Consider the following 26,067-nt stretch of genomic DNA (forward strand, 5'->3'; position numbering starts at 1 on the left):
GATGCGTGGCGCGACGCCTGTCCGCGGTTAGTTCGATGTCGGATCAGGAAGCCGGGGCGGGGCCCGGCGGGAGCCGGTTCGACGCGGTCGAGCGGCTGCGCCGGAAGTGGGAAGAGTCCAAGGCCGCCGACGCGGGCGAGAGCGGCGCGTCGAACGTGGTCCGGCTGCCGAGGCTGCCGCGACGCGGCCGCACTGAGGCGAGCGAGGCCAGGCGCAGGCCGTGGTATCCGGAACCCGTGTACGATCCGGCGCCGACCAGACCGGTGACCAGGGCGGAGTTGCAGCAGGAAACCGGTGCGTGGCCGATCGACGGCTCGCCGCGCCGCGCCGCGTCGACGAGCGAGAGCACCGAGCGCGACGCCGACGTGATCGACCTCGGCGCGTCACGCCGCCGGCGCGCAGGCGCGGACTCCGCGCCCGCAGTCACGCGGCCCCGGGTGAGCCCGCGCAGAGTCGGTCCGGGTGACCGCAAGCCGGGTGGCGACAGCGAGAGCTGATCGCCTCACCGCTGGGTCGTCGGCGGCCGCGCCTCGGCCCGATCGAGTTCTTCCTCGAGTGCGAGTGCGGCGGCGATCAGGGCCAGATGCGTGAACGCCTGCGGAAAATTGCCCAGCTGCTCGCCCGACGGGCCGATCTCCTCGGCGAACAGGCCGACGTGATTGGCGTAGGTGAGCATCTTGTCGAAGGCATAGCGCGCCTGCTGCAGCCTGCCGGTCCTGGCGAGCGCTTCGACGTAGAGGAAGCTGCACAGATTGAAGGTGCCCTCGGTGCCGCGCAGACCGTCGGGCGATGCCTCGGGGTCGTAGCGATACACCAGGCTGTCGCTGACGAGTTCGCGATCCATCGCCGCGAGCGTGCTCGTCCACATCGGGTCGGTGGGGGACAGGAAACCCATCCGGGGCATGAGCAACAGCGAGGCGTCGAGCACGTCGGTCGAGTAGTGCTGGACGAACGCCGCGCGCCGCGGATTCCATCCCCGCTCGACGATCTGCTGGAAGACGGCGTCGCGTTCGGCGGTCCAGCGGGCCACGTCGGCGGGCCTGGCCTGCGCGGTGGCCATCCGGATGGCGCGGTCGAAGGCCACCCAGGTCATCAGCCTGCTGTAGGTGAACTCCTGCCGGCCGCCGCGGGTTTCCCAGATGCCCTCGTCCGGGCGGTCCCAGTGGTCGGCGAGCCAGTCGATGAGGCCGGTGAAGGTCCGCCACCCCGTGATGCCCGCCAGGTCGGTCGCCTGCGCCAGCGCGTCGGTCGCCTCGCCGTAGATGTCGAGCTGGATCTGGTCGGCCGCCCCGTTGCCGACCCGCACCGGCGCCGAGCCGCGGTAGCCCGTCAGGTGGGGCAGCACGATCTCCTCCAGTGTCGGGTCACCGTCGACCCGGTACATGATCTGCAGCGGCTCACCCGAGGCGGTGCCGCCCGCCTCGACCCGGTCGCGTAACCAGCGACGGAAGGCGAACGCTTCCTCGGTGAAGCCGAGATCGGTCAGGGCGCGCACCGACAGCGAGGCGTCCCGGATCCAGGTGTAGCGATAATCCCAATTGCGTTCGCCGCCGATCTGTTCGGGCAGCCCCATCGTGGCCGCGGCGATGGGCGCGCCGGTCGGGGCGTAGGTGAGCAGTTTGAGGGTGATCGCCGAACGGTTGACCATGTCGCGCCACCGCCCGCGATAGGTCGACGAGCGCAGCCAGGTCTGCCAGAAGTGTCGGCAGTGGTCGAACTCGTCGGCGATCGCGGTCCAGCTCGGCGCCGGCGAGACCGCCGCACCGGCGGGCGCGGTGGTCAGCACGACGGCGGCGCGCTCGCCGGCGGACAGCGTGAACCGCGCGCCGACGTCCACCCCGTCGGCGTCAAGGACGATCGGGTCGGTGGCCTGCAGGTGGAGATCGGCGACGGAGGAGCCGAACACGGCGGTGTGCTCGTCGACGGTGGTGAGGGTGTGCGTGGCACGGGCGTAGTCGAATCGGGGACGGCAGGTCAGGCTGAATGTCAGACGGCCCCGGACCACCCGGGCGACCCGGACCAGCCGATGCCGCTCGGCCGGCTCGGTGCCGGGGATCGGCGCCATGAAGTCGGCGACCTCGCCCACGCCGTCCGGCCCGGAGAACCGGGTGAGCAGCACGGCGGTGTCGGGGAGGTAGAGCTGCCGGACCGTCATCGCCTCGGCGGTGGCCTCGACCGCGAGCGAACAGTGTCCACCTTTCTCGCTGTCGAGCAGCGAACCGAACACACTCGGCGAATCGAATCGGGGAGCGCACCACCAGTCGATCGTGCCCGCGGTCGACACGAGCGCGGCCGTCTGCAGATCACCGACGATGCCGTGGTCGTCGATCGCTGGATACGCGGACACGGCCACTCCTCAGCGGACCTTGTGCGCCGGTAGCGGCGTCCAGGTGCGGTCGAGTACCGCGGCCCGCGGCGCATAGAGGCGCAGGGTGCGCGGATCGGCGGCCAAGACACTCATCGACCCCTCCATCGTCGGTAGTCCGTGCGGTCACCGCCGCCTCGGCGAAGGGGCGGTGACCGGTCAGGCCGACCTTAAGTGGCTGGGCGTGCGGAGACCTCACCCGTTCAGGGTGAGGTTCGGGGCAACCGGGCGGGGTCCGCCAGGCCGTTGCCGGTGATCAGCGGCAGGTCGAGGGTGGTGCGGATGCCCGGCGCCGCGGCGACGACGGCGGGAATGGCGTTGACCAGGCGCATGGCGGTGCCGACGAGACTGGCGTGGTTGTGGTCGCCGTGATCGCTGAACATGGCCAGGTCGAGGGTGTAGTGCGGTTCGCCGGTGACCTCGACCCGGTAGGACCCGCCGGCGCGGGCGGGTTGTGGCCAGTCGGGAGCGAGGTCGGCGCGCAGCCGGGTGACGTGTTCGAGGACTGTCACCGCCCGGTCGCCGACCACGCCGCGGACCTCGAACCGCAGGGCTGCCGCCGTGCCTTCGGCGATGGTGCCCGAGTCGATGTCGAAGGCCTCGGGCGCGGGCAGCCGCTCGAAATCCTGGGTGACGGCGTCGAGTTCGACGCCGAGGCCCGCGGCCAGCTGGCGCACCACGCTGCCCCAGGCCAGCGACAGCACCCCCGGCTGCAACAGCAGCGGGGTGTCGGTCATCGGGCGGCCGAAGCCCATGATGTCGAACATGACCGCGGCGTTGTCGTAGGTCGAATAGTCGACGATCTCGAGGCAGCGCACCTGCTCGACGGCGCGACAGGTGCCGAGCAGGGCCAGCGGCAGCAGGTCGTTGGCGAAACCGGGGTCGATGCCGTTGACGAACAGCGACGAACCACCCTGTGCGGCAGCATGTTCCACCGGTTCGAGCAGCTCGGCGGGCAGGACGTCCCACGGGTGCTGCAGGAACACCGGCGCGCTGGCCACGACGTTGATCCCGGCCGAGAGCAGCATGCGCAGGTCCGCCAGCGCGTCCATCAGCCGGTTGTCGGTCATGGCCGTGTAGACCACGCAGTCGGGACGCGCGGCCAGGATCCGCGCGGTATCGGTGGTGGCGAGAACGCCGGAGGCGGTGGGTGTTCCGGCGAGTTCGGCGGCATCCCGCCCCGCCTTCTCCGGCCCCGAGACGTGCACGCCGACCAGCTCGAGTCGGGGGTCGGCCAGCACGCCCGCCAGCGCGTGCCGTCCGACATTGCCTGTGCCCCAGTGCACTACACGATGCGTCATGGTCGTCCTCACAGATCGGGAAGGGGGATGGTGAGATTGGGGGCGATGAGCCCGCCGTCGACCTCGAGGACCTTCCCGGTGAGGAACGAGCCCGCGGGCGAGGCGAGAAACAGCGCGGCCGCGGCGATGTCTTCGGGCCGGCCGAGGCGGCGCAGGGGAGTGGCCTGTTCCATCTGCCCGCGCATGTCGTCGTTGCCCGCCACGACGGCCAGCGCCGAGGTCAGGATCGAGCCCGGCGCGATGGCGTTGACCCGCACGCGCGGGCTCAGATCCATGGCGGCGGAACGGGTGTAGTGCGCGAGGGCGGCCTTGGCGGTGGCGTAGGCGGCGAACGCGCGGCCGGGGAGCCTGCCCATGGTCGAGGTGATGTTGACGACCGAGCCGCCGTCGGCGGTGGCGAGCATCTTCGGCACCGCGGCCCGCACCAGGGCGTGCGCCGTTCCGACGTTGAAGGCGAACGCCTCGGCGAGATCGTCGGGGGCGGTGTCGAGCAGCGGCCTCGGCAGGGCGCCGCCCACATTGTTGACGACGGTGTCGAGGCGGCCGAACCGCGTCACCGCGGCCTCGGCCAAGCCGGCGACGGCGTCGTGATCGGCGAGGTCGGCGACGACGACGTGCGCCTGCCGTCCCGCGGCTTCGATCTGGCCGGCGACCTCGCGCAGGTCGGATTCGGTGCGCGCGGCGATCACCACGTCGGCACCCGCCTGGGCGAAACCGAGGGCGATGGCGGCGCCGAGCCCGCGGCCCGCACCGGTGACGACGGCGACCCGGTCGTCCAGCCGGAAGTGGTCGAGAATCATGATCCCACCTTGTGTGTCGAATATTCGACTAATCTCTGGCGAATAGTCGAAGCAGTGTAGGGCCGGTGCCGCCGGCGAACAAGGGGTTGTCATGCCGGAATCCGCGTCGCCGCCGACCCGCCGGGTCATCGAGGTGATGGAGTTGCTGACGCGCACCGAGCGCGCGCTGACCGCGTCGGAGGTCGCCGCGGCGCTCGGGCACGCCCGCGCCACCGTCACCGCGGTGCTGACCGAATTGGCCGAGGCGGGCTGGGTGCGCCGCGACCGGCAACGCCGATTCGCGCCAGGGCCCGCGCTGGCCATGCTGCGCCCGGTCACGGTCGAGGTGCCGAACGCGGCGGCCGGTGCCGCGCTGAAGGCGCTGGCGGTCGCCGCGCACTGCGGCGTGACACTGAGCCGGATCGCCGACGGCAGGCTCATCGTGGTGGCCAAGGAGTACGCCCCCGGCGCGCGGATCCTGCCCGGACTCGCGGTGGGGCAGTCGATTCCGCTGGGCTATCCGGCCGGCGCCGCCGTGATGCCGTGGCGGGGCGAGGCCGAACGAGGCGCCTGGCTCGCGAGCGCGAACGGCCCGGCGCGCCGGGGCGCACCGGCGCTGCTGCGGTTCGTCACCACCCACGGGTGCGCGGTGTTCCGTCCCGACTCCGACGACGCCGGGCTGGTCGAGGTGCTCGCGGAGTTGCTCGGGGCGGTCGGCGCCGAGGTGGTGCAGCCGGAACTGCGCACCCGCGTCCTGCGTCAGCTGGCCCGCCTCACCGCGCGCCCCTATCGCGACGCCGATCTCGACAGCGCCGAGCTCATCCCCGTCAGCTATCTGTCCGCGCCGGTGTTCCTCGGTTCCGAAGCGCCGTACGAGGTGCAGATCGGTCCACTGCGCGCCTCGGTCAGCAAGGCCGAGCGGGCGGATTACGTCGCGGCGATCCGGACGGGCGCCGCGGCGCTGTCGGCGGCGCTGAGCGGGCCGGGGGCCGATACCGGCATTCATTGAAGTACAGACTCCCGTACTCGATGGTATGTTCGCTCGCGCGGCGCCCGCGACGGTGCCGCGCGAGAAGGGTTCGACCATGGAGCATTCGATCGAGCGCCGTCGGTTCCTGCGGGTGGCGGGCGCCGGCCTGCTCGGCGTGGTCGCGGGGGAGTCGGTGGCGGCTGCCGCGCCCACCGCCCCGCCGGGGCCCCTGCTGTTCCGTTCCCCCGTGGTCGAGCCGTTCGTCGACGAGCTGCCCCGCCTCCCCGTGCTGCGTGGTGACCGGCTCGAGCTCGTGGCCGGAACCACGACGCACCGGTTCCATCGTGACCTGCCTGCGTCACCGTCGTTGGGCTACAACGGGATGAGCTATCTGGGCCCGACGATCGAGCACCGTGTCGGCACGCCGCTGCGGCTGCGCTTCGAGAACCGGATGAGCGTCCACCCGCTGGCCGCGGACATGGATACCAGCCTGCACGGCGTCGCCGAGAGCTTCCGCGCCGCGCCGCCCGCCTCGCTGCACCTGCACGGCGGCGTGACGCCACCCGACAGCGACGGGCATCCCGAGCGACTCGTCCATCCCGGCGGCGGTATCGAGCACCGGTTCCCGTTGACGCAGGACACGGGCCACCTCTGGTATCACGATCACGCGATGGGTATCACCCGCGTGAACGTCTACGCGGGGCTGGCCGGAACGCTGTTGCTGCGCGACGAATTCGACACCGGCGCACCCGGCAATCCGCTCGGCCTGCCCGCGGGGGAGTTCGAGATCCCGCTGGTGCTGCAGGAGAAGCTGTTCACCGCCGACGGGCGCCAGTCGGTCCGCTCGACCCCGATCGTGCCCGAAGGCCGCTGGGAGGGCGGGGCCGTGGGTGATGTCGGGGTGGTCAACGGGAAGATCTGGCCGTACCTGCCGGTGGCGCGTGGCCGGTACCGGTTCCGGGTGCTCAACGCGGCCTCGTTCAGTGTCTGGAATCTGTTCTTCGGCAATCGGATGCGGTTCTGGGTGATCGGCAACGACCACGGCCTGCTCGACGCACCGGTGGCCGTGCACGAGCTGCGGTTGGCGCCGGGGGAGCGGGTGGACCTGCTGGTGGACTTCACCGAGCTGGCGCCGGGTGAGACCGTCGAGCTGTGCAACGACGAGGCGCCGGTGTTCCAGGCCGCCGTGCTCGGCGAGGTCGCGATGCCGCGCTTCTGCCAGTTCCGGGTGCTGGATCGGCCGGGCTTCACCGGCGCGATTCCGCGGCAGCTGCGCGGCGGCACGGGGCGACCACGGGCGTTGCCGCCCATCGAGACGCCGACGGTGATCCGCGATGTCACCGTGAGTCAGCCCTATGAGCTCCGCGTGCCGCCGGCGATCATGTCGCTCAACAATCTGCGCTTCACCAGTCCCGATATCGAAATGCCGCGACAGGGCACGGTCGAGCAGTGGAACATCATCAACATCACCCCCGACCCGCATCCGATTCACCTGCACCTGGTCACTTTTCGCATTGTCGGCCGCACGCCGCTGCGCACCGTCGACTACCAGCTCGCGCACCCGCAGCCACCGATCGGCCGGAAATGGGCGCCGTCGGCGGCGGGGTTCCTCGCGGGTCCGACCCGGCCGCCCGCCGCCTGGGAGGCGGGCAGCAAGGACATCGTGCGTGCCGACGGCGGGACCGTCACGAGCATCGTCGTTCGGTTCCCCACCGCGGCGGAGCTCGGTTTCGATCCGGACGCGCCGTTCCCTCGTCACGAGCCGGGTGAGCCGACCGGCGGCGACGGCCACGGTGGGCGGCACGGGGGTGAGCACACGGGCGAACTGCGGGGCTACGTCTGGCACTGTCACCTCCTCGATCACGAGGACCACGACATGATGCTGAAGTACCGGATCGTGCCCTGACGGCGAATTCCATACTTTCAGGTACGGGAAAAATGTGCTTCATAGTATGGTCTACCTGACACGCAGCGACCGCCAGGAGGTCATCGGTGAAGTGCCCCACCGCCTTTCGCTATTGGGAAGCGCGCAGCACGCCGACCGTGCGCCGGGTCGAACGCCTCTTCACGAGGGTGACCGGGCAGCGGTTGTTTCCCACCGACGAGCAGGCCACCGCGCTGTGCGCGGACCTGTTCACCGGTGACCCGGTGGCCGAACGCTTCGTCGCCGAGGTGATGCACGGCGAGATCGGGCCGAAAGCCGGACGCCGGATGCTGGAGACCGCGCTGGCCGAGGGCATCGACACGGTCCCCGACGCACCGGCATCGATGCGCGCCTTGTTCGCCGAGTTCGAGACCGTGCCCGACTGGGTCGTGCCCGAGCTCGTCGAACAGGGCGCGGCGATCTGGCGGCGCTGGGGGACCATGCTGTTCAGCTTCGCCGGCGCCGAGACACTCGAGATGTACACCGAGGCCGCGGTCGCGACCCCGCTGTCGCTGGCGGGCGGCTACGCGGGTGACAGCGCGCTGCGCCGGTTCCTCGAGACCACCCGATTCTGGATGGATGTCTCGGCCGAAGGCGCGCTGCTCACCCCGGGTTCGGCCGGGCGGGCGACCGCGCTGAAGGTGCGGGTCATGCATGTCTCGGTGCGGGCCAAGGTCGCCGAACACCCCGAATGGGATATCGAGCGATGGGGTCTGCCGATCAGCCAGACCTACCAGATGCTCACCCTGCTCGCCGGAAGCGTGACGCCCGGCCTCGGCCTGTGGGCGCTGGGCTACCAGACGACGCCGTCGGAAATCCGTGCGCTGCTGCACTTCCAGAAGTACATGGGCCATCTGCTCGGCGTGCGGCTGCGTTGGTATCCGGAGACGGTCGGCGACGGGCTGCGGGTCCTGGCGATGACGATCGCGTCGCGCTCCTACGACTCCGGTGAGCACGGCCGCGAACTGATCGAGTCCTATCCCGCGGCCTTCGCGCCGCGCGACGGACACCGCGGCCTGACCCGGCTGCGCGACATGTACAACTACCGCATCAATTCCGTGTACTCGGCGATGTACATGGCACCGGGCACCCGCCGCCGGTACACCATGCCGCCCGCGTTCCCGTGGATCCTCGTCCCGATCCTGCGCTTTCCCCTCATCACGGTGCTGGAGATCGCGCGCCGGGTCTGTCCGCCCTTCGCGCGGGCGCACGAGAAGCTCATGCTCGCCCACCGCGAGAACTGGTATCGCGCCCAGATGCGAGGTCGCGAAGCGGCCTTCGACGCCAGCGGCGCCCTGCGCCGATGAACCGACCGAAAGCAGCCATGACAGAAATCGTCGAAGTATGGAACGGACCCGGCCGTCGCGACGCGGTCCTCACCGAGGTCCAGCCGCACCACAACGGATTCCATCCCGCCGCGAGCAAGCTCGCCTTCGAACACTGGTACTTCGACGCCCATCTCGACACCGGCCACGTGGTGATCGGCTTCCTGATCCGGCGCAGGCCGGAGGACCTGCCGTGGTCGCGGCCCTGGGTGGAGATGATCGTCTACGCCCCCGACGGCACCCGGCGCCAGGTGTCGCGGCGCTACCCGCACTCGGCCACCGCGTTCTCGCCCGACGCCTGCGACGTCCGCATCGGAGCGAACACCGCGCGCACCGAGCACACCGACGGCCTGCCGACCCACCATCTGCGGATGCGGGAGGACGGGGTCGCGTTCGACCTGCGATTCCACAACGAGGTCCCCGGCTGGATGCCCGGCAAGGGCGAAACCCGTTTCGGCACCGCGGATTCCTTCGGCTGGATGGTCGGTGCGCCGCGAGCCGTGGTGCGCGGGTCGATCGAACTCGACGGTGTGCGGCACGAGGTCACCGGGCGTGGGTATCACGACCACAACTGGGGCGTCGGCGACATGAAGAAGATCATCGAGCGCTGGCACTGGGGCAGGCTGTACGTCGAGGACTACTCCCTGCTGTACGCCTCGGTGCTCACCCAGCAGCGCGCGGGTGGTCACGAGATCAGCCCGCTCATGCTCGCGCACGACACCGAGATCGTGTTGTCCACCGGCGAGACCGAGCTCACCGAGGGGCCCGCGCGCTTCGACGCGACCGCGGGCCGCACCTACCCCGAGTGGATCGAGCTGCGTGTCCCCGGCGAACTGGAACTGCGACTGGAGGTTTCGCGGGTCATCCACGCCCACGATCTGCTCGACGATCTGCCCGTGGTGCGGGCCAGGCCGATCAAACCGCTGGTGCGCCGGCTGGTCGGGCATCCCGGCTACTTCCGCTTCGAATCCGCCTTCGAATTGACCGTGCGCACCGGCGCAGGCGCCGAGACGCGGTCGGGCACGACGCTGCACGAACTCGTCGCGTTGACCTGAGGGCGGTTCATCCGGGTGGCTGCTCGCTGGTGATGAATCGGAAGAACTCGCGGCGCTGCTCCTCGGTCGGCACCGGCAGGTTCTGATTGCCGTGCACGAAACCGATTCCGGCGAAGCACATCACGCCGGCGCGCAGCTCCGCCTGGTCCGCGGAGAACCCCATGTCGACCAGCGTGCCCGCGAGGGTATGGAAGATGCGCTGGTCCAGTGCCCTCACCGCCTCGGCGACCTTGGCGTTGGTGCGCGCCCAGTCGCGCACCGCGAGCTCGACCTGCCACACCCGCTCCCCGGTGAGCAACTCACCCATCCTGGCCAGCCGTTCCTGCGGGGGCAGGTCGTCGAGATCCTGGAAGCCGCGGGCCGCGTCGTTGTGATCAGCGCACCAGAACTGCGCGGTGGTCTCCAGCAGCTGGTCGATGCCGTCGAAGTGCCAGTAGAAGCTGCCCTTGGTGACGCCGAGTTCCTCGCACACCTTGGCGATGGTGATCGCGGCGACGCCCTCGCGCAGCAGTATCCTCAGTGCGGCGGCGGTCCAGTCCTCGACACCGAGCCTGCGTGCCGCTCCCCGCGCCGACGCCGCTTTGCGTTTGGACACCGGCGCCGGCGGCCGCGAATTCTCGGTCATGCCCTCTTCCTTCCGGCCACGCCGACCGTACTCGGCCGTACAGTCGAACCTACCAAAGGGTATGGGACCGTCGCGGAATAAGTGGCTCGGTGGCCCGAGTTGCCCCCGGCATGACCAGAGATGATCTCGGAACATTCGGTGTGTGGCGCCATTTCCAGGGGTTCACGCCCGAAGCGGCTCGCGAGCTCGAAGAGCTCGGATACAGCGCGCTGTGGCTCGGCGGGTCGCCACCGGCGGACCTGCGGACGGCCGAAACCCTGGTGGCGGCGACCGAGTCGCTGACCATCGGGACCAGCATCGTGAACATCTGGACCGCGCCCGCCGACGTCGTCGCCGCATCGTTCCACCGGATCGACCAGCGGTTCCCCGGCCGCTTCCTGCTCGGTATCGGGGTGGGTCATCGCGAGGCGAACGGACCGGGCGCGGTGAAACCCTACGACGCGCTGGTGGCGTATCTGGACGACCTCGACGCGGCGGGAGTGCCGAAGGAGCGCAGGGCGCTCGCGGCCCTGGGACCGCGGGTGCTGGAACTCGCCCGTGACCGCACCGCGGGCGCGCTGCCCTACCTCGCCCCGCCGGAGCACACCGCGATCGCCCGCACGTCCCTCGGCGCGGACGCGCTGCTGGTCGCCGAACAGAAGGTCGTCGTCGACGACGATCCCGAGCGCGCGCGTGAGATCGCCAGGTACATGGTGCCCATGTACCTGGGACTGGTGAACTACGTCAGCAATCTGCGCCGGTTGGGATTCTCCGAGGAGGACCTCACCGCGCCGGGTAGCGACCGGCTGATCGACATCCTCGCGATCCACGGCACGCCCGCCGCGATCGCCGCCGGCTTGGTGGCGCACGTGGACGCCGGCGCCGACCACGTCGCGATCCAGGCGCTGAACCAGGACTACCTCGCGGCACTGCGCGCGCTGGCGCCGGAGCTGCCGTTCGCGCGGTGAGGCGAGGGGGTCACTGGCTCGGTTCCGGCAGTCGGCAGTCGGAGACCTTCGGGTTGACGCCAAGATAGTTCAGTGGCCCCGCCACGACGGTCAGCGCGATCGTGCCCCAGGCCCCGCACTCGACCGGCGGCGTCGTGAAATGGTCTCGCTGGTGTGCCGCGAGCAACCCGGCACCCAGCCAGACCAGCATGAGCAGCGAGAGCACCCGTTTGGTGGCTTGGTGCGGGGGCTGAGCGTGAACTACTTCGCGGATCTCACGAGAACGTCTCCGTCGGTCGCGCATCGTCATCGCATCCTTCCCGTGTGCGATCATCACGCTCATACCTGGGTGAACTACGCCGACTTCGTGGATACCTCTGACCGTGCGCGGTCTGTCCATCCACTGTGCGGCCCCGCGCGCACGCCGTCAACTCGCTTCAGCTCTCGGCCGAGACCACGCAGAACTCGTTGCCGTGCGGATCCCGCAGCACCGTCCAGGTGAAGCCCGGCAACGCGTGCTCACCGACCACCTCGGCGCCGAGTGCGGTCAACCGGGTTACCTCCGCGTCCCGCGTCGCGGTCTGGAAGTCGATGTGTACCCGATTCTTCGTCGTCTTGAACTCGGGAACCCGCTGGAACGCGAGATAGCGACCCTCCCCGATTCCCACCCCCGGTGGCGCGATCATCACATAGTCCCCGGTATCGGCCAGGGTGACGTACCCGAGCGCCGCTCGCCAGAACCCGGCCAGCTCGGCGGGATCATTGCTGTCGATGGTCACGCCCGCGAAAGCGATGGTCTCGGCCATCCTCGTGACGGTAGACCACGGCTATGGCAAATGACGGCCCGCCGCGCTGCCGCGTCGCTGGTCCGTTCGAACGTATGGTGGCCGGGGCCAGCTCGGGCCGGGCAGTCCGACCGTCTTGCTGAGCTACTGCCGATGAGCGTGCTCCGATTCGGCTACCACAAGGTGCGCACCCCGGCCCAGATCCCGTCGGCCGGATCGGAAGAGTTCTGAAACGGCCTGGATCACCGCGGGCCGATAGCTGGGAGGAACACCGCGCAGCGCGATCGCGCAGACCAAGATGCGCGACGATGTGGCCGAAACTGCCACAATGGCAGTCGAGATCGCCACGACATCACCGGTATCCAATTAGCATTTCACCCCTTCTGTGAGATGTCGTATCCGCGCGATCGTGTCTGCCGCGTCGGGAGGTCGTGATGCGAAAACCGCTAGCAGATCGGCTATTTGCAGATATCGGTTGATGTCTCCGATGTCCTCGAGGTACAGCGTGCTGGTCGGCTGCGATACGCAAACGATGTCGGGCAGATGACCGTCGACGAAACGCAGGTAGACAAACGCGCCGCCTGCCCGTGTCGGCCCGAAAGACTCATCGCTGACGATCTGGACCGTGACCCTCGGCCGCTGACTCATCCTTGCGAGATGGTCGAGTTGTTCGCGCCAGATCGTGCCCCCGCCGATCTGGCGTCGCAGCGCGGCTTCTTCGATCAGTACCCAAAGTTGTGGCGGGTCGAGAGAATCGAGTATCTGCTGCCGCTTCAATCGGACAGCCAACAGTCGGTCGATCTCGTCGTTGGGCCGCCCAGGATTGCTCAGTTGTAGTGCGGACCTGGCATATTCAGGTGTCTGCAGCAGTTCTGGGACCACCGCCGGGTCGTAGCACCGAATCAACTGAGCTGCGGGCTCCAGGTTGAGAAGTTCGAACCCCTTGGGGAGCGAGTCGCTGTCGCGATGCCACCAACCGGGACGGCTGCCGAGTTCGACCAACGAGAGATACTTGTCGTGCTCGCTCGCGTTATTGACGCCATAGAACCTCAGAAGTTCGACAACGCCGCTCCGGTCGAGCCGCACCATACCTGACTCGATCCGACTGATCTTCGATCCTGACGCCCAGATCTTCTCGCCGACCTCCTGCTGGGTCAGTCCAACGTCCTTGCGGAGTTGCTGAAGCCTCAGTCCGAGCATCCGACGTAGAACTGTGGGGACGTCTCCGATGCGCTTGTCGGCCTGAGCTTCCCGTTGTGGATCGCCTTCGAGGTTGCGGTATGTGTGCACAGGTCGAGTCTGGCACCACAGTGACGGAATGTGCGTGCAGATGTACTTGCAAATGCGCGCACGAGTTCGCAACTTCGCAGCGCGGGTGAGGGATTCGTGCGAGCTGGTCCGACGACCTCATCGACGGGTTTGCTCACGCGGCAGCCGCGCTGTCATGCCGCTGGCAACGGCGCCGCGCTCGAGACGACGGCCTGATCAGCGCGCTGGTGGCGCCGCCAGGATGCACTCTCAACGGTCGAGATCGCGAATTTCTGCATCCGTTCCCCCCGGTCTGCGCGATCGGCCGGCGCGGTCAGCGACGGAGTGTCACTGTCGCGCGGAGGCCGCCCTCGGGGCGTGGCGTGAGGAGGAGGGTGCCGCCGTGTGCCCGGACGATGCTGTCGACGATCGCCAGGCCGAGGCCGACGCCTGCGTCGTGGGTCCGCACGCGCGTCGCGCCGCGCTGGAACGGCTCGACCAGGGTCGACACCATCGGCGCCGGCAGCATGGCGCCGGTGTTCTCGACGGTGAGTACCGCGGTGTCCGCGTCGATGCCGGTCGTGATCCACACGCTGCCCCGGCCCGCGAGATTGTGCACGATCGCGTTGTGCACGAGGTTCGTGGTCATCTGCAACAGCAGCGCGGGCGAGCCGAGCGCCCGGGCCTGCGGACCGGCGATCTCGACGGTGACGCCGTGGCGTTCGGCCAGCGGGAGCAGGGTTTCGGCGGCTTCCTCGGCCAGCAGCGACAGGTCGACGGGTTCGCGCGCGAAAGACCGCTGGTCGGCGCGGCTGAGGATGAGCAGGGCTTCGGTGAGGTCGATCGCGCGGGTGTTGACGGCGGCGAGCCGGTCCAGCAGCCGGGTGATGTCGCGGTCGGGATCGTTGCGGGCCACGTCGAGCAGGGTGCGGGTGATCGCCAGCGGGGTGCGCAGCTCGTGCGAGGCGTTGGCGGCGAAGCGCTGTTCCTCGGCGACATGGGCTTGCAGCCGGGCCAGCATGTCGTCGAAGGCGTCGGCGAGTTCGCGGAATTCGTCGCCGCGCCCGGGAAGCCGGATCCGGTGCGTGAGCGACCCCGTCGCGGCCAGCCTGGTCGCGGCGGTGATCTGGGCCAGCGGGCGCAGCATCCAGCCGGCGAGGAACCAGCCGCCGACCAGCCCGACCATCAGCAGACCGGCCAGCACGGCGGCCACGAACGGGACGAAGGTCTGGATCAGGCGGGTGCGGTCGATCTCGAGCGAGCCGGTCGTGTAGATGACGCCGATGCGGGGCAGCAGCACGACATAGAAGACGAAGACGGCCGCGATCAGCATGGCCCCGACCACCATGATCACGGCGGCATAGCTGAGCGCGAGCTTGAGCCGGACACTCGGACCGGGGGCCCTACGCATGCTCGCCGTCCGGCGCGGTGATGCGGTAGCCCACGCCGGGCACCGTCGCGATGATCCACGGCTGTCCGAGCCGCTTGCGCAGCGCGGAGACGGTGATGCGGACCGCGTTGGTGAACGGGTCGGCGTTCTCGTCCCAGGCCCGCTCGAGCAGTTCCTCGGCGCTGACCACGCCCCCTTCGGCAGCCACGAGCACCTCGAGCACCGCGAACTGCTTGCGCGTCAGCGCGATGTAGCGACCGTCGCGGTAGACCTCGCGGCGGAACGCGTCGACTTTCAGGCCGGCGATCTCCCGCACCGGCGGCCGGTGGTGGCCGCGCCGCCGGTCCAGGGCGCGCAGCCGCAGGACGAGCTCGCGCAGGTCGAAGGGTTTGGTGAGATAGTCGTCGGCGCCGAGCGCGAAGCCGGACTCCTTGTCGTCGAGCCGGGCGGCGGCGGTGAGCATCAGGATCGCCGTGCCGCCGCCCGCAGCGACGATGCGCTCGGCCACCTCGTCACCGGACGGGCCGGGGATGTCGCGGTCGAGGACCGCGATGTCGTAGCTGTTGACGCCGAGCAGTTCCAGCGCCGTGTCACCGTCGCCGGCGATATCGGCGGCGATCGCCTCCAGGCGCAGGCCATCACGGATGGCCTCGGCCATCAGGGGTTCGTCCTCGACGATCAGTACGCGCATAGCATCTCGATTCTTCCCGTCCGGACATATCGCCGGCGTATCGAAAACCGCATACGCCCCGGCAACGGCACAGTGCCTTGACTGAGCGTATGAATACCAGCCGACCAGCACGAACCGTGCGTACCCGTCGCCGATCGTCCAGTCTGACCGCCGCCGTGCTCGTCAGCGCCGCGGCGGTCGGCGTCCTCGTCCTCCAGTCGCAGGCACCGCTGTCCTTCTCGACCGCCCGCTCGCTCGGTGAGCTCGTCGACCGCACGCCGCCCGGCACGACGGTCTACGACGATGTACCCGCCGTCACCAATCTCGACCCCGACCTCCGCGCCGCACTGCGCCGCGCGGCCCGCGACGCCGCTTCCGAGGGGGTGGAATTCGTCGTCAACAGCGGCTGGCGGTCGGCGAGTCATCAGGAGCGGCTGCTGCGCGAGGCGGTCGAGCAGTACGGCTCCTACGCGGAAGCGGCGCGCTGGGTGGCCACGCCCACCACATCGGCGCATGTATCGGGCGAGGCGGTCGACATCGGGCCGACGGCGGCCGCGGAATGGCTGTCGGCATACGGCGCGGCCTACGGCCTGTGCCAGATCTACGCCAACGAACCCTGGCACTTCGAGCTGCGCCCCGATGCCGCCGAGCAGGGATGCCCGCCGCTCTACGCCGATCCCACGCAGGACCCGAGGATGCGGCAGTGATCGGCACGGTCCGGGCGCCGGCCCCGGTCGTCGCCGCGCCGGACTGGTCGTCGCCGGCCCGGATCGCGTTCCGGTTCTGCGTCGTCTACTGCTCCCTCTACTGCCTGCTCGTCACCTACATCCCGTTCGCGCTGCTCGGACTGCTCGGCCGCTGGGTCCGCCGGTATCCGGGGCCGTGGAACACCCCGTTCACCGACCCCGTCACCGGGTGGGTGGGCCGCACGGTCTTCGGGGTCGACGCGGTGCTGCGCACCGACTCCGGCGCGGGCGATCAACAGGCCATGTGGGTGCTGGCGTTCTGCCTGCTCGTCGTCGCCGGTGTCGCCACGGCTGCCTGGACGGCGGTGGACCGTCGCACCGCCTACCCTCGGCTGTGGGCCTGGTTCACGCTGGTGCTGCGGCTGTGCCTGGGCGCGATGATGCTGAGTTTCGGCTTCGCGAAGCTGTTCCCCACCCAGATGCCGCCGCCGAGCCTGGCCCAGCTGCTCCAGCCCTACGGAGACCTGAGCCCCGCCTCGGTGCTGTGGTTGCAGGTCGGCAGTTCGCCCGTCTACGAAATGGCGCTCGGCGCGGTGGAAGTCGTGGCCGGACTGCTGCTGTTCGTGCCACGGACCGCGGTCCTCGGGGCGGTGCTGAGCTGCGCGAGCATGGCCCAGGTCCTGCTGCTGAACATGACCTTCGACATCCCGGAGAAGCTGCTGGCCGGGCACCTGCTGCTGTTCAGCCTGATCCTGCTCGCCCCGTACCTGCGACGGCTGGTCGAGGTGTTCGTGCTCGAGCGCGCGTGCGCACCGCTGACCGCCCCCGCTCTGTTCACCGCCGAACGGAAGAACCGGATCGCGGCATGGCTCCAGCTCGCCCTCGGGCTGTGGGTCGCCCTCGGTTGCGGCTACGACCGCGGGGTGGTGTGGCAGGAGCAATACAGTGCCCACAGCCCGAAATCGGAGCTGTACGGAATCTGGGACGTCGTGGAGTTCACCAGTGGTGGCCAGCCTCGCCCGCCACTGACCACCGACGAGAACCGCTGGCAGCGAGTGGTCTTCGATCGCCCCGGCACCGCGACCTATCAGCGAATGAACGGGGAACTGGTCCAGGTGGGCGCCGAATTCCGGTCGACCCGTCAGCTCGAACTCACCACGGCCGACGCGCGACCGTTGGCCACCCTGTCTCCTGAACAACCCGCCGCCGACCGGCTCCTGCTGCGTGGAACACTGAACGGCGACCAGGTGGTGATCACCCTGCAGCGCCGGGATCTCGACAGCTTCACCCTGCGTAACCGGGGGTTCCACTGGGTACAGGATTATCCGTACTTCCGCTGAAAGAAGGAGTTTTCTCCGTCGTTATCCCCGGCGGTACCGGAACGAATCTTGTACTGTCACAACCGATCAGATGAACCGCTGCTGGTGGATGCTGTTCCGGGGCGGTGATGCTGTCCCCACCCGTGAAGGAGCGAGCACCATGGCAGACGTGCAAACACCGATGATCCGCACCGACATCCCGCACTCGGCGCGCATCTGGAACTACTGGATGGGCGGGAAGGACCACTACGAGATCGACAAGGTCGCCGGGGACGCCGGCCTGGCCGTCGATCCCGAGATCTCCACCATGGCCGTGCAGTCGCGGCAGTTCCTCATCCGCGCGGTCGGCTACCTCTCGCGCGAGCACGGCATCCGGCAGTTCCTCGACATCGGTACCGGCCTGCCCACCATGCAGAACACCCACGAGGTCGCCCAGAGCGTCAACCCCGACGCGCGGGTGGTGTACGTGGACAACGATCCGCTGGTGCTCACCCACGCCCGCGCCCTGCTCACCAGCACCACCCCCGAGGGCGTCACCACCTACATCGACTCCGATTTCCACGATCCCGAACAGATCGTGGCCGACGCCCGCAACGTGCTGAACTTCAACGAGCCGATCGCGGTGATGTTCATGGGTGTTCTCGGGCACGCCCGCACCTACGACGACCTGCTGCGCATCGTCCGGACCGTGGTCGGCGCGGTGCCCTCGGGCAGCTACCTGATCATGTGGGACGGCACCGACGACAGCCAGGCCTACGTCACGCTGTGCGAGAACTACACCGGCACCGGCGGCACCCCCTACATTCCGCGGCCGCAGGCCCAGATCCGCGCGGTCTTCGACGGGCTGGAGCTGGTGGAGCCCGGCTTCACCTCGATCACCCAGTGGCGCGCGGAGGCGACCGAAGTCGGTTCGGTGCAACCGATCTCGGCCTACGGCGCCGTGGGCCGCAAGCCCTGATCGCACGGTCCGAAAGGCGTGTCACCGCACGGGTATCCGACGTTCGGTGACATCGCCTCGAGCCTCGGGCTCGCTGACCACCGCGACCGGTACCAGCACCACGCCGCATCCGGCCACGACCAGCCACCCGGGCAACGCGGCCGTCACGAAACCGGCGGCGGTGGCGTCGGCGACGAGGCCCGCCGCCAGCGCGACACCGAACGCGGTGCCGAGTTGGCGTGCGGTGGAGGCGGTTCCCGCGGCGACACCCGCGCGTTCCGGTGGCAGGCCGCTCACCGCGGTCTGGGTGATCGGCGCGTTGGCGAAACCCACCCCGATGCCGATCAGCGCCAACGCGGTCAGCAGCAAGGCCAGGTTCATCCCGGCGGTGAGGCAGGCGAGCAGCGCACCGCCGAGCGTCAGGCACCCACCCGCCAGCAACAGCGGGACGCGCGGCCCCGCCCTGCCGACGAGATAGCCGGAGACGGGCGCGCAGACGGTGGCGCCCACGGCCATCGGCAGGGTCGCGGCCCCCGCGGCGACAGCGGACCAACCCGTCACCCGTTGCAGAAACAGCGTGGTCATCAGCAAGGTCATGCTGAAGGCGACGAAGACGGCGACCGCGCCCACAACGGCCCCGGCGACATGGGGGACCAGGAACAGCCGAGGCTCGATCAACGGCTCGTCGCGCCGTGTCTCCACCCGAACGAGCGCCGCCGTCAGCCCGGCCACCGCCACGTAGCCGAGGATCGTGCTCGGCGCGGTCCAGCCCACCCGCGGCCCCTCGATCAGCACCGTCACCGCGATCCACAGCAGCGCCACCAACAGCAGCTGGCCCGGCACGTCGAGCCTGCGCGTCCGCGCGCCCCGCGATTCCGGGACGAAGGCGCGCACGAGCAGAATCGCCACCAGCACCAGCGGCACATTGATCCAGAACACCGCACGCCAGTCGAACAGCGCGATCAGCGCGCCGCCGCTCACCGGTCCCGCCGCCATGCTGAGCCCGAACATCGCGCCCCAGACACCGATGGCCTGGGCGCGTTCCCTCGGGTCCGGCATGGCGCTGACCACGATGGCCAACGCGACGGGCGTCATCATCGACGCGCCGACCCCCTGCCCGATCCGCGCGGCGACGAGAAACGGCAGGGACGGTGCCGCGGCGCAGGCCAGTGACGAGACCGCGAAAACCACGAGCCCCGTACGGAATACCCGCCGTCGGCCGAACCGGTCGGCCACCGCCCCGGCGGTGATCAGCAGGCCCGCGAAGGTCACCGTGTACGCGTCGACCACCCAGGCCAGACGGTCGACGCTCGTGCCGAGACCGTGGCCGATCTCGCTCAGGCCCGCCGTCACGATCGTCGTATCCAATCCCACCAGGAACAGCGCCGAGGCGCAGATCGCCAGCACTGTCCATCGCCTGCGCGGGGACAGCGCGGGCGCCTCGGAGGTGATCGTCTCGGTCACACCACACCAGCCTTTCCGTTCGTCCGGCCGTGCGCCGGATGCGGTCGATGGTGCTCGGCATCGGTTCGGTGACCCCAGCGACTTTGCGGAATCTGCAAACATGGACCGATGGACATCGAGACGGCCGTGACCCTGGCCGCGATCGGCCCCCGGCTCCGCGCGCTACGCCGGGAGCGCGGGCTCTCGCTGACCGTCGTCGCCGCGGGCGCCGGACTGTCGGTGAGCACACTGTCGCGGTTGGAGACCGGTCATCGTCAACCGACGCTCGACCTGCTCCTGCCGCTGGCCCGCGTCTACCGGGTGTCGCTGGACCGGCTGGTCGACGCGCCTGCCACCGGCGACCCGCGCATGCACCTGCGACCACACCGCCGCGCCAACGGTGGCGTCGTCGTCCCGCTGACCGGCTACCCGGGGCGCGTCCAGGTCTTCAAACATGTACTCGGACCGCGCGAACCGCGGCTGGTCTCGCACAGCGGACACGCCTGGCTCTATGTTCTCGCGGGCACGCTGCGGCTGCTCCTCGGCGACGACGAGCACCTGCTCGCGCCCGGCGAGACCGCGGAGTTCGACCCCACCGTCCCGCACTGGTTCGGCCCCGTCGACGACACCCCCGTGGAGATCCTGCACCTGTTCGGCCCACACGGCGACAAGGCCGTGCCGCGAGTGACCCCGGCCGGGGAGTGACGCACGGTGCACCATGAACCCGTGGACGACGTGGCCGCACTTCTCGACCGGATCTGGCGCACCGACGCGATCGGCATGCTCGGTGCGCTGAGCCGCCGGCTCGGCGACTTCGATCTCGCCGAGGAGGCGCTCTCCGACGCGCTGGCCGTGGCGCTCGAGCGCTGGCCCGTCGACGGAGTGCCGGACAGTCCCGCGGGCTGGCTGGTCACCACCGGGTGGCGCAAGGCGCTGGACCGGGAGCGGCGCGCGACGGTCGGCCGGGCGAAGCTGGCCAGGGTCGCCGCGGAACCAGTGCCGGAACCGGGCGCGGACGACCGGCTGGCCATGATCTTCGCGTGCTGTCACCCGGAGCTGCCCGAACAGTCCAGGGTCGCGCTCACGCTCTACGCCGCGGGCGGACTCACCACCGCCGAGATCGCCGCCGCCTTCCTGGTTCCGCTACCGACCATGGCGCAGCGGCTGACCAGGGCCAAGCGGCAATGGCGTGATCGTGGCATCGGATTCGAACCGCCGCCGCCGACGGAATACGCCGAGCGGCTGCCGGCCGTGCTCGCGGTGATCTATCTGGTCTTCAACGAGGGATATCTCTCCAGTGGGCGGTCGGCGCAGCGTCGGGAGCTGACGGGCGAAAGCGTCGAACTGGCGCGACAACTCGCGGCATTGCTGCCCGCCGAACCGGAGGTGGCGGGCCTCACCGCGTTGCTCGAGTTGCACCACGCCCGCGCCGCGACGCGCTTCGATTCGCTCGGCCGCATCGTGCTGCTCGAGCGGCAGGACCGACGGCAGTGGAACACCGGTGAGATCGAGCGCGCGGTGCTGCGGCTGCGCGCGGCCGTGCGGCAGGGGCGGCCGGGGCCGTACCAGACGCAGGCCGGGATCGCCGCCCTCCACGCGCTGGCCCCCAGCTACGCGCAGACCCCGTGGACCGAGGTCCGCGCGCTCTACGACCGGCTGTCCGCGCTGGATCCGTCGCCGGTGGTGCTGCTGAACCGCGCGGTCGCGACCCGTTTCGTCCTGGGCCCCGCCCCCGCGCTGGACGAGGTCGAGGTCCTCGGCGAACGGCTGCGTGACTACCACCTCTGGCATGCGACGCGGGCCGACCTGCTGGCCGCCCTGGACCGTCGGTCCGAGGCGGTGGCGGCCGCCGAGCGCGCACTGGAGCTGGCGACGAATCCCGCCGAGCGCGAACTGATGTCGCGCCGCGTGGGGGAGCTCAGGCGCCGAGGCCGACCTCGGCGCCCCGGCGCCTAGTCGCGCGTCAGCAGCGGACGGACCTCGACCGCGCTCACCCCCGGCGCGAGCGGCCAGGTCGACGCGATCCGCACCGCCTCGTCCAGATCGTCGCAGTCGAGCACGATGACCGACCCGATGACCTCCTTGACCTCCAGGTAGGGCCCGTCGGTGATCACCGGTTCGCCGTTCGCCCCGGCGCGCACCGTCTTCGCGGTGTCCCTCGGCTGCAGCTCGATGCCGCCCTCGGCCACCTTGCCGGTCGGCTGCCACCGCTCGAACCAGCCGTAGACCTCGGTCATCACGCGCTCTTCGGCGGCGGGGGACAAGGCGGCCCACTCGCGGTCGTCGCCACAGATCAACATCGCGTACTTCATGATCACTCCTCGAAGGGGAAGGGTTCTGTCCTACACATGACGAACGGGCGTGGTCGTTTCTCGACAGCTCCCGTCATCCTCGCCGACCCGAACCGGCGCTGTCGGTGGACACGGCTAGGCTCGACGGAAACGCGCGGCCCGCGCGACCAATGCTCAGGGGGAACCCGCCGTGACCGCTCCACACCCGCATGCCGCCGACCAGCCGGAGCCGGCCTTCCGGCGCGCCGAGCCCCCCGCCGTCCCCACCCCGGTCTTCAGTGCCGACCGCCCCAGCGAGATCACACCGACGTTCGCGGACACCGGCACCGCCACCGCGCTACCGACCTTCCTGGCACCGGTCGAGCGCCCCGGTCGCGACGAGTACGCCTAGCAGCCGACGACATTCGCCACATCGCTCGATCGGTCACCGTGCCGGGGCTCGGCAGTGACCGCCTCCCAGGGAACCACGTGCGCATGCTCGATGAGATCGACTGGGGTTCGCTCACCCACGCCTACGGTTGCGCGGCCGACACTCCCGCCCACCTGGCGGCCCTCACCTCGGCGGACCCGGTATCCCGGCAGGCCGCGCTCGACCACCTCGAGGTGGCGGTGCTGCACCAGGGATTTCCGTCGTCGGCCACCGCACCGGCGACGCACGTCATCGCGCGACTGCTCGAACGCGCTGACGTCGCCCCTGATGTCCGTCTCGCGCTCGTCGAGTTTCTCGGCTGGGTCGCCGACGCGACCGTGATCGCCATGCGGGAGGACCATGTCGACGACCTCGTCGTCGCGCTGCAGCGGGCAGTCGTGGAGTCCTACCCCGTGGCGACCGGCTTCCTCGACCACGCCGACGGGCACCTGCGCGAGCAGGCCGTCCACGCGGCGGTGGCGCAGGTCAAGACACCGGCACTGGCCGAGCACCGGCCTGCCCTCGCCGCGCGCCTGCATGCCCGGGCGAAGGCCGACACGGCCGAACGCGCATGGTGGGTGCGGCGTCTCAGCGATCTCGACGCCGCCGAGCAGTACCTCGCCGACCCCGACCTCGCGGTCCGGGCCTGCGCGGCCCTGGCGGCAGGCCTCGCGGACGACGCGAGGGCCACCGAAGTCATCGTCGACGCGCTGAGCCACGCGGCCGAGCACGGTCTCGCCGAGCGTGCGCCCTATCGCCTCGACGAACTGATCGGCGCCGCCGTCGGCCGGGTGGACTTCGACCGCATCGCCGCATCGGCATCGGCGATCATCCGCGACGCGGACTGGACCGGCTTCGGTAGCACGTGGGGACCCTTGCTGCTGGCCGCCTTCGACCCGCCCTACGACAACCGTCACGGCCTGTCGCCAACGCGCCGTGACATCCTCGCCGCAGCGGTCGCCAACCCGCGTATCTGGAACCCACGAAACGGCAGCTGCTCCTTGGTGTTCCGGCGCAGCGGCCTTCCGCTCGACCGGGAATCCTGCGCTCGGATCGTGGCAGCGCCCGGGTATCCCGGACGCTAGAGGGCGGGAACGAGGCTGGTCACCGCGGCGTGGGAGCAGGTGATGTCACGGGGTCGATGTGGTTCCCGCAGCCGCAGGATTCGCCGGGGTGGAGGGTGATGGGGAGGGGAGCGGGGACGACAGAGTCCGGGGTCGTGCTCAGCAGGCGGTCGAGGGCGTGGCGGGTGATCATGTCGATCGGCTGCTGGATCGAGGTCAGGGTGATCTGGCCGAAGTGCTGGGCGGGGCTGGTGTCGAAGCCGACGACCCGGACCCGGCGCGGGATGTCGAGCCCGGCGTCGGTGATCGCGCGAAGAGTAGCGGCCGCTTGGGCATTGGTGCCCACGACCATGCCGTCGGGTGGGCCGGACCGAGCGCGAAGGTATTCGCGCACCGCGCGGTAGGCGCCTTCGCCGGTCAGGTCCGTGCGGATGACGGCGGCATCGGCGCCGGCGACGGCGGCGAACCCGCGGTAGCGCTGGTCGACCGTTTCCCGGTCGCCGTAGCGGACGTCCTCGGCGGTGAAGCCACCGACGAAGACGATGTCGCGGCACGCGTGGGTGTCGAGGAGGTGCCGTGCGGCGAGCGCGCCCGCGGCGACATGATCGGCCCCGACGACCGGCGAATCGACGGGACTTCTGGTGTTGTGCACCCACACCACCGGCATCCGTGCCCGCGCGCAGACCGCGCCCGTCGCCACGGGATCGACGGCGCCGACCACGATCAGCCCGTCGATACCGACATCGGTGAAGGCGGTGGCGAATTCGAGTTCGCGCTCGGGGTCGTAGCCGCTGTTGCCGATCATGGTGAGGTGGTCGCGCGCCCGCGCTTCGATCTCGGTGCGCCCGACCAGTGCCGCGTAGAGCGGAATCGTCAGATCGGGGACGAGCAGCCCGATCTGACGCCAGCGCCGCGGCCGCCGCAGCGCGCGGGCCAGCCGATCCGGGCGATAGCGCAATTCGTCGGCGGCCGCCAACACCTTGGCGCGCAGCGCGTCCGACACCGGACGTGGACCGTCGTTGAGCACATAGCTGACAACGGCGGTGGAGACCCCGGCGCGACCGGCGACGTCGGCGAGGGTGGGGCGTTTAGCGGTCACAATCGGATCCAGTCTGCTGGGCCGCCGGTCCGTGCCGAAGGCTTTCGTTCATCGTGATTCCTACCCTGTGCTGTGCCGTGCTCATCTCTACGCTAATCGATTAGATCCTTAACTCTCACGACCCATACCCGCAACAACCGACAGGTGAAGTAGACGCCATGGCCTACGCACGACTCACGGGAGTCACCCACCACGCGCCCGAGAACGCCCACGACAGCCTCGTGCTGTTCACCGGAGCGGATTCGATCACCCGCCTCATCGCCCTCGACGGGACCGTGGTGCGTGAGTGGCCGCACGCGGGCGTGCCGCCGCGGCTCCTCGATCCGGCGCTCACGGGCGGCAGCCGCGGTCATGTCGGTGTGCAGCTGACCGAAAGCGGCGACGGTCGTGGCGGCATCTATGCCAACGGCACTGTCGGACAGCTCGATTGGGCGGGAGAGGTGGTGTGGGAGTGGGGACGCCAGGCGCCCGGCGGGGCGGCTCGCCAGAACCACGACTGGCAGCTGCTGCCCAACGGCAACCGGCTGCTGCTGGTCACCGTGCCGCGGGTGGTGGCCCAGCTCGGCGTCGACGCGACGGTCGGGGACCAGGGCCTGTACGAGGTCGACCCGGGCGGCGCGATCGTCTGGCAGTGGCTGGCCGGTGACCACCTCGACGAGTTCGGCTTCTCCGAGGAGGGCAGGCAGGCGTTGCGTGCCACGGCCGCGCGCGACCCCGAGGACCCCTGGGGCTACCTGGAGATGAACAGCGCGACGCCGCTGGGCCCGAACCGGTGGCACGACGACGATCCCGAGGGCGTGTTCCACCCCGACAACATCCTGGTCAGCTTCCGCAAGGCGAACGTGATCGCGCTGATCGACAAGCGCTCCGGCGCCGTCGTGTGGCGGCTCGGCCCCTACTTCGAGGAGGCGCCGGGCGCGCAGCACCAGCGCGTCAACGTGCACAAGGTGCCCCGCCCGGTGGACCAGATCTCCGGACAGCACAACCCGCACCTGATCCCGGCCGGACTGCCCGGCGCGGGCAACATCCTGGTCTTCGACAATCAGGGCGGCGCCGGCTATCCGCCCGCGCCGCTGGGTATCTACGCCGGTTCGCGCGTGCTCGAGATCGACCCGACGACCCGCCAGATCGTCTGGCAGTACACCGCGGAGGACTCCGGCCGGCCGTCGTGGACGTTCTTCAGCTCCTTCGTCAGCAACGCCCAGCGGCTGCCCAACGGCAACACCCTGATCACCGAGGGTATGCAGGGCCGGATCTTCCAGGTCACGCCCCAGGGCGAGGTGGTCTGGGAGTACCACAGCCCGTACGAGGGCTACGGCGTGGCGGGGGAGCCGGAGGTGCGCGAGCCGCGGGTGCCCGGTGTGGACCGGCTCACCCGGACACCCCTGGTCTACCGGGCGCAAGCGGTCCCCTTCGACTGGGTGCCCGGCGGACCGGTGAACGGGAAGGACTGACC

General features: G+C 70.0%; 26 protein-coding genes. 14 read left to right on the forward strand and 12 right to left on the reverse strand.

Going from position 1 to position 26,067, the window contains the following annotated elements:
• The first annotated feature begins 35 nt into the window (after positions 1-35).
• Entirely contained in the window at positions 36-497 is a 462-nt protein-coding gene (locus QH270_RS25030; RefSeq protein ID WP_280346538.1) for a hypothetical protein, read from the forward strand.
• 5 nt (positions 498-502) lie between these two features.
• On the opposite strand, the gene QH270_RS25035 is transcribed toward QH270_RS25030, so the two are convergent.
• The 3 genes from QH270_RS25035 to QH270_RS25045 form a co-directional block, all read right to left on the reverse strand.
• Positions 503-2,347, reverse strand: a complete 1,845-nt coding sequence (locus QH270_RS25035) for a glycoside hydrolase family 15 protein (RefSeq protein ID WP_280346539.1) — start codon at positions 2,345-2,347, stop codon at positions 503-505.
• 221 nt (positions 2,348-2,568) lie between these two features.
• Positions 2,569-3,666, reverse strand: a complete 1,098-nt coding sequence (locus QH270_RS25040; protein ID WP_280346540.1) for an NAD(P)H-dependent amine dehydrogenase family protein — start codon at positions 3,664-3,666, stop codon at positions 2,569-2,571.
• A gap of 8 nt (positions 3,667-3,674) precedes the next feature.
• Complete coding sequence (locus QH270_RS25045) at positions 3,675-4,466, reverse strand: SDR family oxidoreductase (protein ID WP_280346541.1); 792 nt, start codon at positions 4,464-4,466, stop codon at positions 3,675-3,677.
• Positions 4,467-4,557: 91 nt separating this feature from the next.
• Between QH270_RS25045 and QH270_RS25050 the strand changes: the two genes are divergently transcribed.
• The 4 genes from QH270_RS25050 (at position 4,558) to QH270_RS25065 (ending at position 9,719) form a co-directional block, all read left to right on the forward strand.
• Positions 4,558-5,454: a helix-turn-helix domain-containing protein gene (locus QH270_RS25050; RefSeq protein ID WP_280346542.1), complete on the forward strand. Its 897-nt coding sequence runs from the start codon at positions 4,558-4,560 to the stop codon at positions 5,452-5,454.
• 76 nt (positions 5,455-5,530) lie between these two features.
• Complete coding sequence (locus QH270_RS25055) at positions 5,531-7,321, forward strand: multicopper oxidase family protein (RefSeq protein WP_432420428.1); 1,791 nt, start codon at positions 5,531-5,533, stop codon at positions 7,319-7,321.
• Between the two features lie 86 nt (positions 7,322-7,407).
• Positions 7,408-8,646, forward strand: a complete 1,239-nt coding sequence (locus tag QH270_RS25060; protein WP_280346544.1) for an oxygenase MpaB family protein — start codon at positions 7,408-7,410, stop codon at positions 8,644-8,646.
• A 17-nt stretch (positions 8,647-8,663) separates the two neighbouring features.
• Entirely contained in the window at positions 8,664-9,719 is a 1,056-nt protein-coding gene (locus QH270_RS25065) for a lipocalin-like domain-containing protein (protein WP_280346545.1), read from the forward strand.
• A 7-nt stretch (positions 9,720-9,726) separates the two neighbouring features.
• On the opposite strand, the gene QH270_RS25070 is transcribed toward QH270_RS25065, so the two are convergent.
• Complete coding sequence (locus QH270_RS25070; protein ID WP_280346546.1) at positions 9,727-10,344, reverse strand: TetR/AcrR family transcriptional regulator; 618 nt, start codon at positions 10,342-10,344, stop codon at positions 9,727-9,729.
• A gap of 110 nt (positions 10,345-10,454) precedes the next feature.
• On the opposite strand from QH270_RS25070, the gene QH270_RS25075 reads away from it, so the two are divergent.
• Positions 10,455-11,291: an LLM class F420-dependent oxidoreductase gene (locus QH270_RS25075; RefSeq protein ID WP_280346547.1), complete on the forward strand. Its 837-nt coding sequence runs from the start codon at positions 10,455-10,457 to the stop codon at positions 11,289-11,291.
• Between the two features lie 10 nt (positions 11,292-11,301).
• Here QH270_RS25075 and QH270_RS25080 read toward each other — a convergent pair whose 3' ends face one another.
• The 5 genes from QH270_RS25080 to QH270_RS25100 all read right to left on the reverse strand — a co-directional run bounded on the left by QH270_RS25080 (position 11,302) and on the right by QH270_RS25100 (position 15,384).
• Positions 11,302-11,481 (reverse strand): hypothetical protein, encoded by a 180-nt coding sequence (locus tag QH270_RS25080; RefSeq protein WP_280346594.1) that lies wholly within the window; start codon positions 11,479-11,481, stop codon positions 11,302-11,304.
• Between the two features lie 226 nt (positions 11,482-11,707).
• Complete coding sequence (locus QH270_RS25085) at positions 11,708-12,076, reverse strand: VOC family protein (RefSeq protein ID WP_280346548.1); 369 nt, start codon at positions 12,074-12,076, stop codon at positions 11,708-11,710.
• 345 nt (positions 12,077-12,421) lie between these two features.
• The gene (locus QH270_RS25090) at positions 12,422-13,345 is read right to left on the reverse strand and encodes a helix-turn-helix domain-containing protein (RefSeq protein WP_280346549.1); all 924 of its coding nucleotides are present in this window, start codon (positions 13,343-13,345) and stop codon (positions 12,422-12,424) included.
• Between the two features lie 292 nt (positions 13,346-13,637).
• Positions 13,638-14,714, reverse strand: coding sequence for a sensor histidine kinase (locus tag QH270_RS25095; RefSeq protein WP_280346550.1), 1,077 nt, complete (start codon positions 14,712-14,714; stop codon positions 13,638-13,640).
• Positions 14,707-15,384 (reverse strand): response regulator transcription factor, encoded by a 678-nt coding sequence (locus QH270_RS25100; RefSeq protein WP_280346551.1) that lies wholly within the window; start codon positions 15,382-15,384, stop codon positions 14,707-14,709. Before QH270_RS25100 ends, QH270_RS25095 begins: the two co-directional genes overlap by 8 nt.
• Positions 15,385-15,473: 89 nt before the next feature.
• Between QH270_RS25100 and QH270_RS25105 the strand changes: the two genes are divergently transcribed.
• The 3 genes from QH270_RS25105 (at position 15,474) to QH270_RS25115 (ending at position 18,326) form a co-directional block, all read left to right on the forward strand.
• Positions 15,474-16,070 (forward strand): M15 family metallopeptidase, encoded by a 597-nt coding sequence (locus QH270_RS25105; protein WP_280346552.1) that lies wholly within the window; start codon positions 15,474-15,476, stop codon positions 16,068-16,070.
• Positions 16,067-17,389, forward strand: a complete 1,323-nt coding sequence (locus QH270_RS25110) for a DoxX family protein (protein WP_432420426.1) — start codon at positions 16,067-16,069, stop codon at positions 17,387-17,389. The genes QH270_RS25105 and QH270_RS25110 overlap by 4 nt, the downstream gene beginning before the upstream one ends.
• 139 nt (positions 17,390-17,528) lie before the next feature.
• On the forward strand, positions 17,529-18,326 hold the full coding sequence (locus QH270_RS25115; RefSeq protein WP_280346553.1) for an SAM-dependent methyltransferase: 798 nt from the start codon (positions 17,529-17,531) through the stop codon (positions 18,324-18,326).
• Between the two features lie 21 nt (positions 18,327-18,347).
• On the opposite strand, the gene QH270_RS25120 is transcribed toward QH270_RS25115, so the two are convergent.
• Positions 18,348-19,769 carry an MFS transporter gene (locus tag QH270_RS25120; protein ID WP_280346554.1) on the reverse strand — a complete coding sequence of 474 codons (1,422 nt, stop codon included), beginning with the start codon at positions 19,767-19,769 and terminating at the stop codon, positions 18,348-18,350.
• A gap of 108 nt (positions 19,770-19,877) precedes the next feature.
• On the opposite strand from QH270_RS25120, the gene QH270_RS25125 reads away from it, so the two are divergent.
• Both QH270_RS25125 and QH270_RS25130 read left to right on the forward strand, forming a co-directional pair.
• The gene (locus QH270_RS25125) at positions 19,878-20,453 is read left to right on the forward strand and encodes a helix-turn-helix domain-containing protein (protein WP_280346555.1); all 576 of its coding nucleotides are present in this window, start codon (positions 19,878-19,880) and stop codon (positions 20,451-20,453) included.
• A gap of 21 nt (positions 20,454-20,474) precedes the next feature.
• Positions 20,475-21,704, forward strand: coding sequence for an RNA polymerase sigma factor (locus tag QH270_RS25130; RefSeq protein WP_280346556.1), 1,230 nt, complete (start codon positions 20,475-20,477; stop codon positions 21,702-21,704).
• Here QH270_RS25130 and QH270_RS25135 read toward each other — a convergent pair.
• Entirely contained in the window at positions 21,701-22,060 is a 360-nt protein-coding gene (locus QH270_RS25135; protein WP_280346557.1) for a YciI family protein, read from the reverse strand. The genes QH270_RS25130 and QH270_RS25135 overlap by 4 nt on opposite strands.
• Before the next feature lie 169 nt (positions 22,061-22,229).
• Here QH270_RS25135 and QH270_RS25140 point away from each other — a divergent pair, with 169 nt between their 5' ends.
• Positions 22,230-22,430 carry a hypothetical protein gene (locus tag QH270_RS25140; RefSeq protein ID WP_280346558.1) on the forward strand — a complete coding sequence of 67 codons (201 nt, stop codon included), beginning with the start codon at positions 22,230-22,232 and terminating at the stop codon, positions 22,428-22,430.
• An 83-nt stretch (positions 22,431-22,513) separates the two neighbouring features.
• On the forward strand, positions 22,514-23,533 hold the full coding sequence (locus tag QH270_RS25145) for a hypothetical protein (RefSeq protein WP_280346559.1): 1,020 nt from the start codon (positions 22,514-22,516) through the stop codon (positions 23,531-23,533).
• Positions 23,534-23,552: 19 nt separating this feature from the next.
• On the opposite strand, the gene QH270_RS25150 is transcribed toward QH270_RS25145, so the two are convergent.
• Positions 23,553-24,611, reverse strand: a complete 1,059-nt coding sequence (locus QH270_RS25150; protein ID WP_280346560.1) for a LacI family DNA-binding transcriptional regulator — start codon at positions 24,609-24,611, stop codon at positions 23,553-23,555.
• Positions 24,612-24,769: 158 nt separating this feature from the next.
• Here QH270_RS25150 and QH270_RS25155 point away from each other — a divergent pair, with 158 nt between their 5' ends.
• Positions 24,770-26,065: an aryl-sulfate sulfotransferase gene (locus tag QH270_RS25155; protein ID WP_280346561.1), complete on the forward strand. Its 1,296-nt coding sequence runs from the start codon at positions 24,770-24,772 to the stop codon at positions 26,063-26,065.
• The last annotated feature ends 2 nt before the right edge of the window (positions 26,066-26,067 follow it).

The organism is Nocardia neocaledoniensis (genome assembly GCF_029868625.1).
Classification (GTDB): Bacteria; Actinomycetota; Actinomycetes; order Mycobacteriales; family Mycobacteriaceae; genus Nocardia; species Nocardia neocaledoniensis_A.

What these genes read in the sequence shown, in the direction of transcription:
- QH270_RS25030 (WP_280346538.1), top strand. Translation starts at nt 36, where the DNA reads ATGTCGGATCAGGAAGCCGGGGCGGGGCCCGGCGGGAGCCGGTTCGAC.
- QH270_RS25040 (WP_280346540.1), bottom strand. Translation starts at nt 3,666, where the DNA reads ATGACGCATCGTGTAGTGCACTGGGGCACAGGCAATGTCGGACGGCAC.
- QH270_RS25045 (WP_280346541.1), bottom strand. Translation starts at nt 4,466, where the DNA reads ATGATTCTCGACCACTTCCGGCTGGACGACCGGGTCGCCGTCGTCACC.
- QH270_RS25050 (WP_280346542.1), top strand. Translation starts at nt 4,558, where the DNA reads ATGCCGGAATCCGCGTCGCCGCCGACCCGCCGGGTCATCGAGGTGATG.
- QH270_RS25055 (WP_432420428.1), top strand. Translation starts at nt 5,531, where the DNA reads ATGGAGCATTCGATCGAGCGCCGTCGGTTCCTGCGGGTGGCGGGCGCC.
- QH270_RS25065 (WP_280346545.1), top strand. Translation starts at nt 8,664, where the DNA reads ATGACAGAAATCGTCGAAGTATGGAACGGACCCGGCCGTCGCGACGCG.
- QH270_RS25070 (WP_280346546.1), bottom strand. Translation starts at nt 10,344, where the DNA reads ATGACCGAGAATTCGCGGCCGCCGGCGCCGGTGTCCAAACGCAAAGCG.
- QH270_RS25075 (WP_280346547.1), top strand. Translation starts at nt 10,455, where the DNA reads ATGACCAGAGATGATCTCGGAACATTCGGTGTGTGGCGCCATTTCCAG.
- QH270_RS25080 (WP_280346594.1), bottom strand. Translation starts at nt 11,481, where the DNA reads ATGCTGGTCTGGCTGGGTGCCGGGTTGCTCGCGGCACACCAGCGAGAC.
- QH270_RS25085 (WP_280346548.1), bottom strand. Translation starts at nt 12,076, where the DNA reads ATGGCCGAGACCATCGCTTTCGCGGGCGTGACCATCGACAGCAATGAT.
- QH270_RS25095 (WP_280346550.1), bottom strand. Translation starts at nt 14,714, where the DNA reads ATGCGTAGGGCCCCCGGTCCGAGTGTCCGGCTCAAGCTCGCGCTCAGC.
- QH270_RS25100 (WP_280346551.1), bottom strand. Translation starts at nt 15,384, where the DNA reads ATGCGCGTACTGATCGTCGAGGACGAACCCCTGATGGCCGAGGCCATC.
- QH270_RS25105 (WP_280346552.1), top strand. Translation starts at nt 15,474, where the DNA reads ATGAATACCAGCCGACCAGCACGAACCGTGCGTACCCGTCGCCGATCG.
- QH270_RS25115 (WP_280346553.1), top strand. Translation starts at nt 17,529, where the DNA reads ATGGCAGACGTGCAAACACCGATGATCCGCACCGACATCCCGCACTCG.
- QH270_RS25125 (WP_280346555.1), top strand. Translation starts at nt 19,878, where the DNA reads ATGGACATCGAGACGGCCGTGACCCTGGCCGCGATCGGCCCCCGGCTC.
- QH270_RS25135 (WP_280346557.1), bottom strand. Translation starts at nt 22,060, where the DNA reads ATGAAGTACGCGATGTTGATCTGTGGCGACGACCGCGAGTGGGCCGCC.
- QH270_RS25145 (WP_280346559.1), top strand. Translation starts at nt 22,514, where the DNA reads ATGCTCGATGAGATCGACTGGGGTTCGCTCACCCACGCCTACGGTTGC.
- QH270_RS25155 (WP_280346561.1), top strand. Translation starts at nt 24,770, where the DNA reads ATGGCCTACGCACGACTCACGGGAGTCACCCACCACGCGCCCGAGAAC.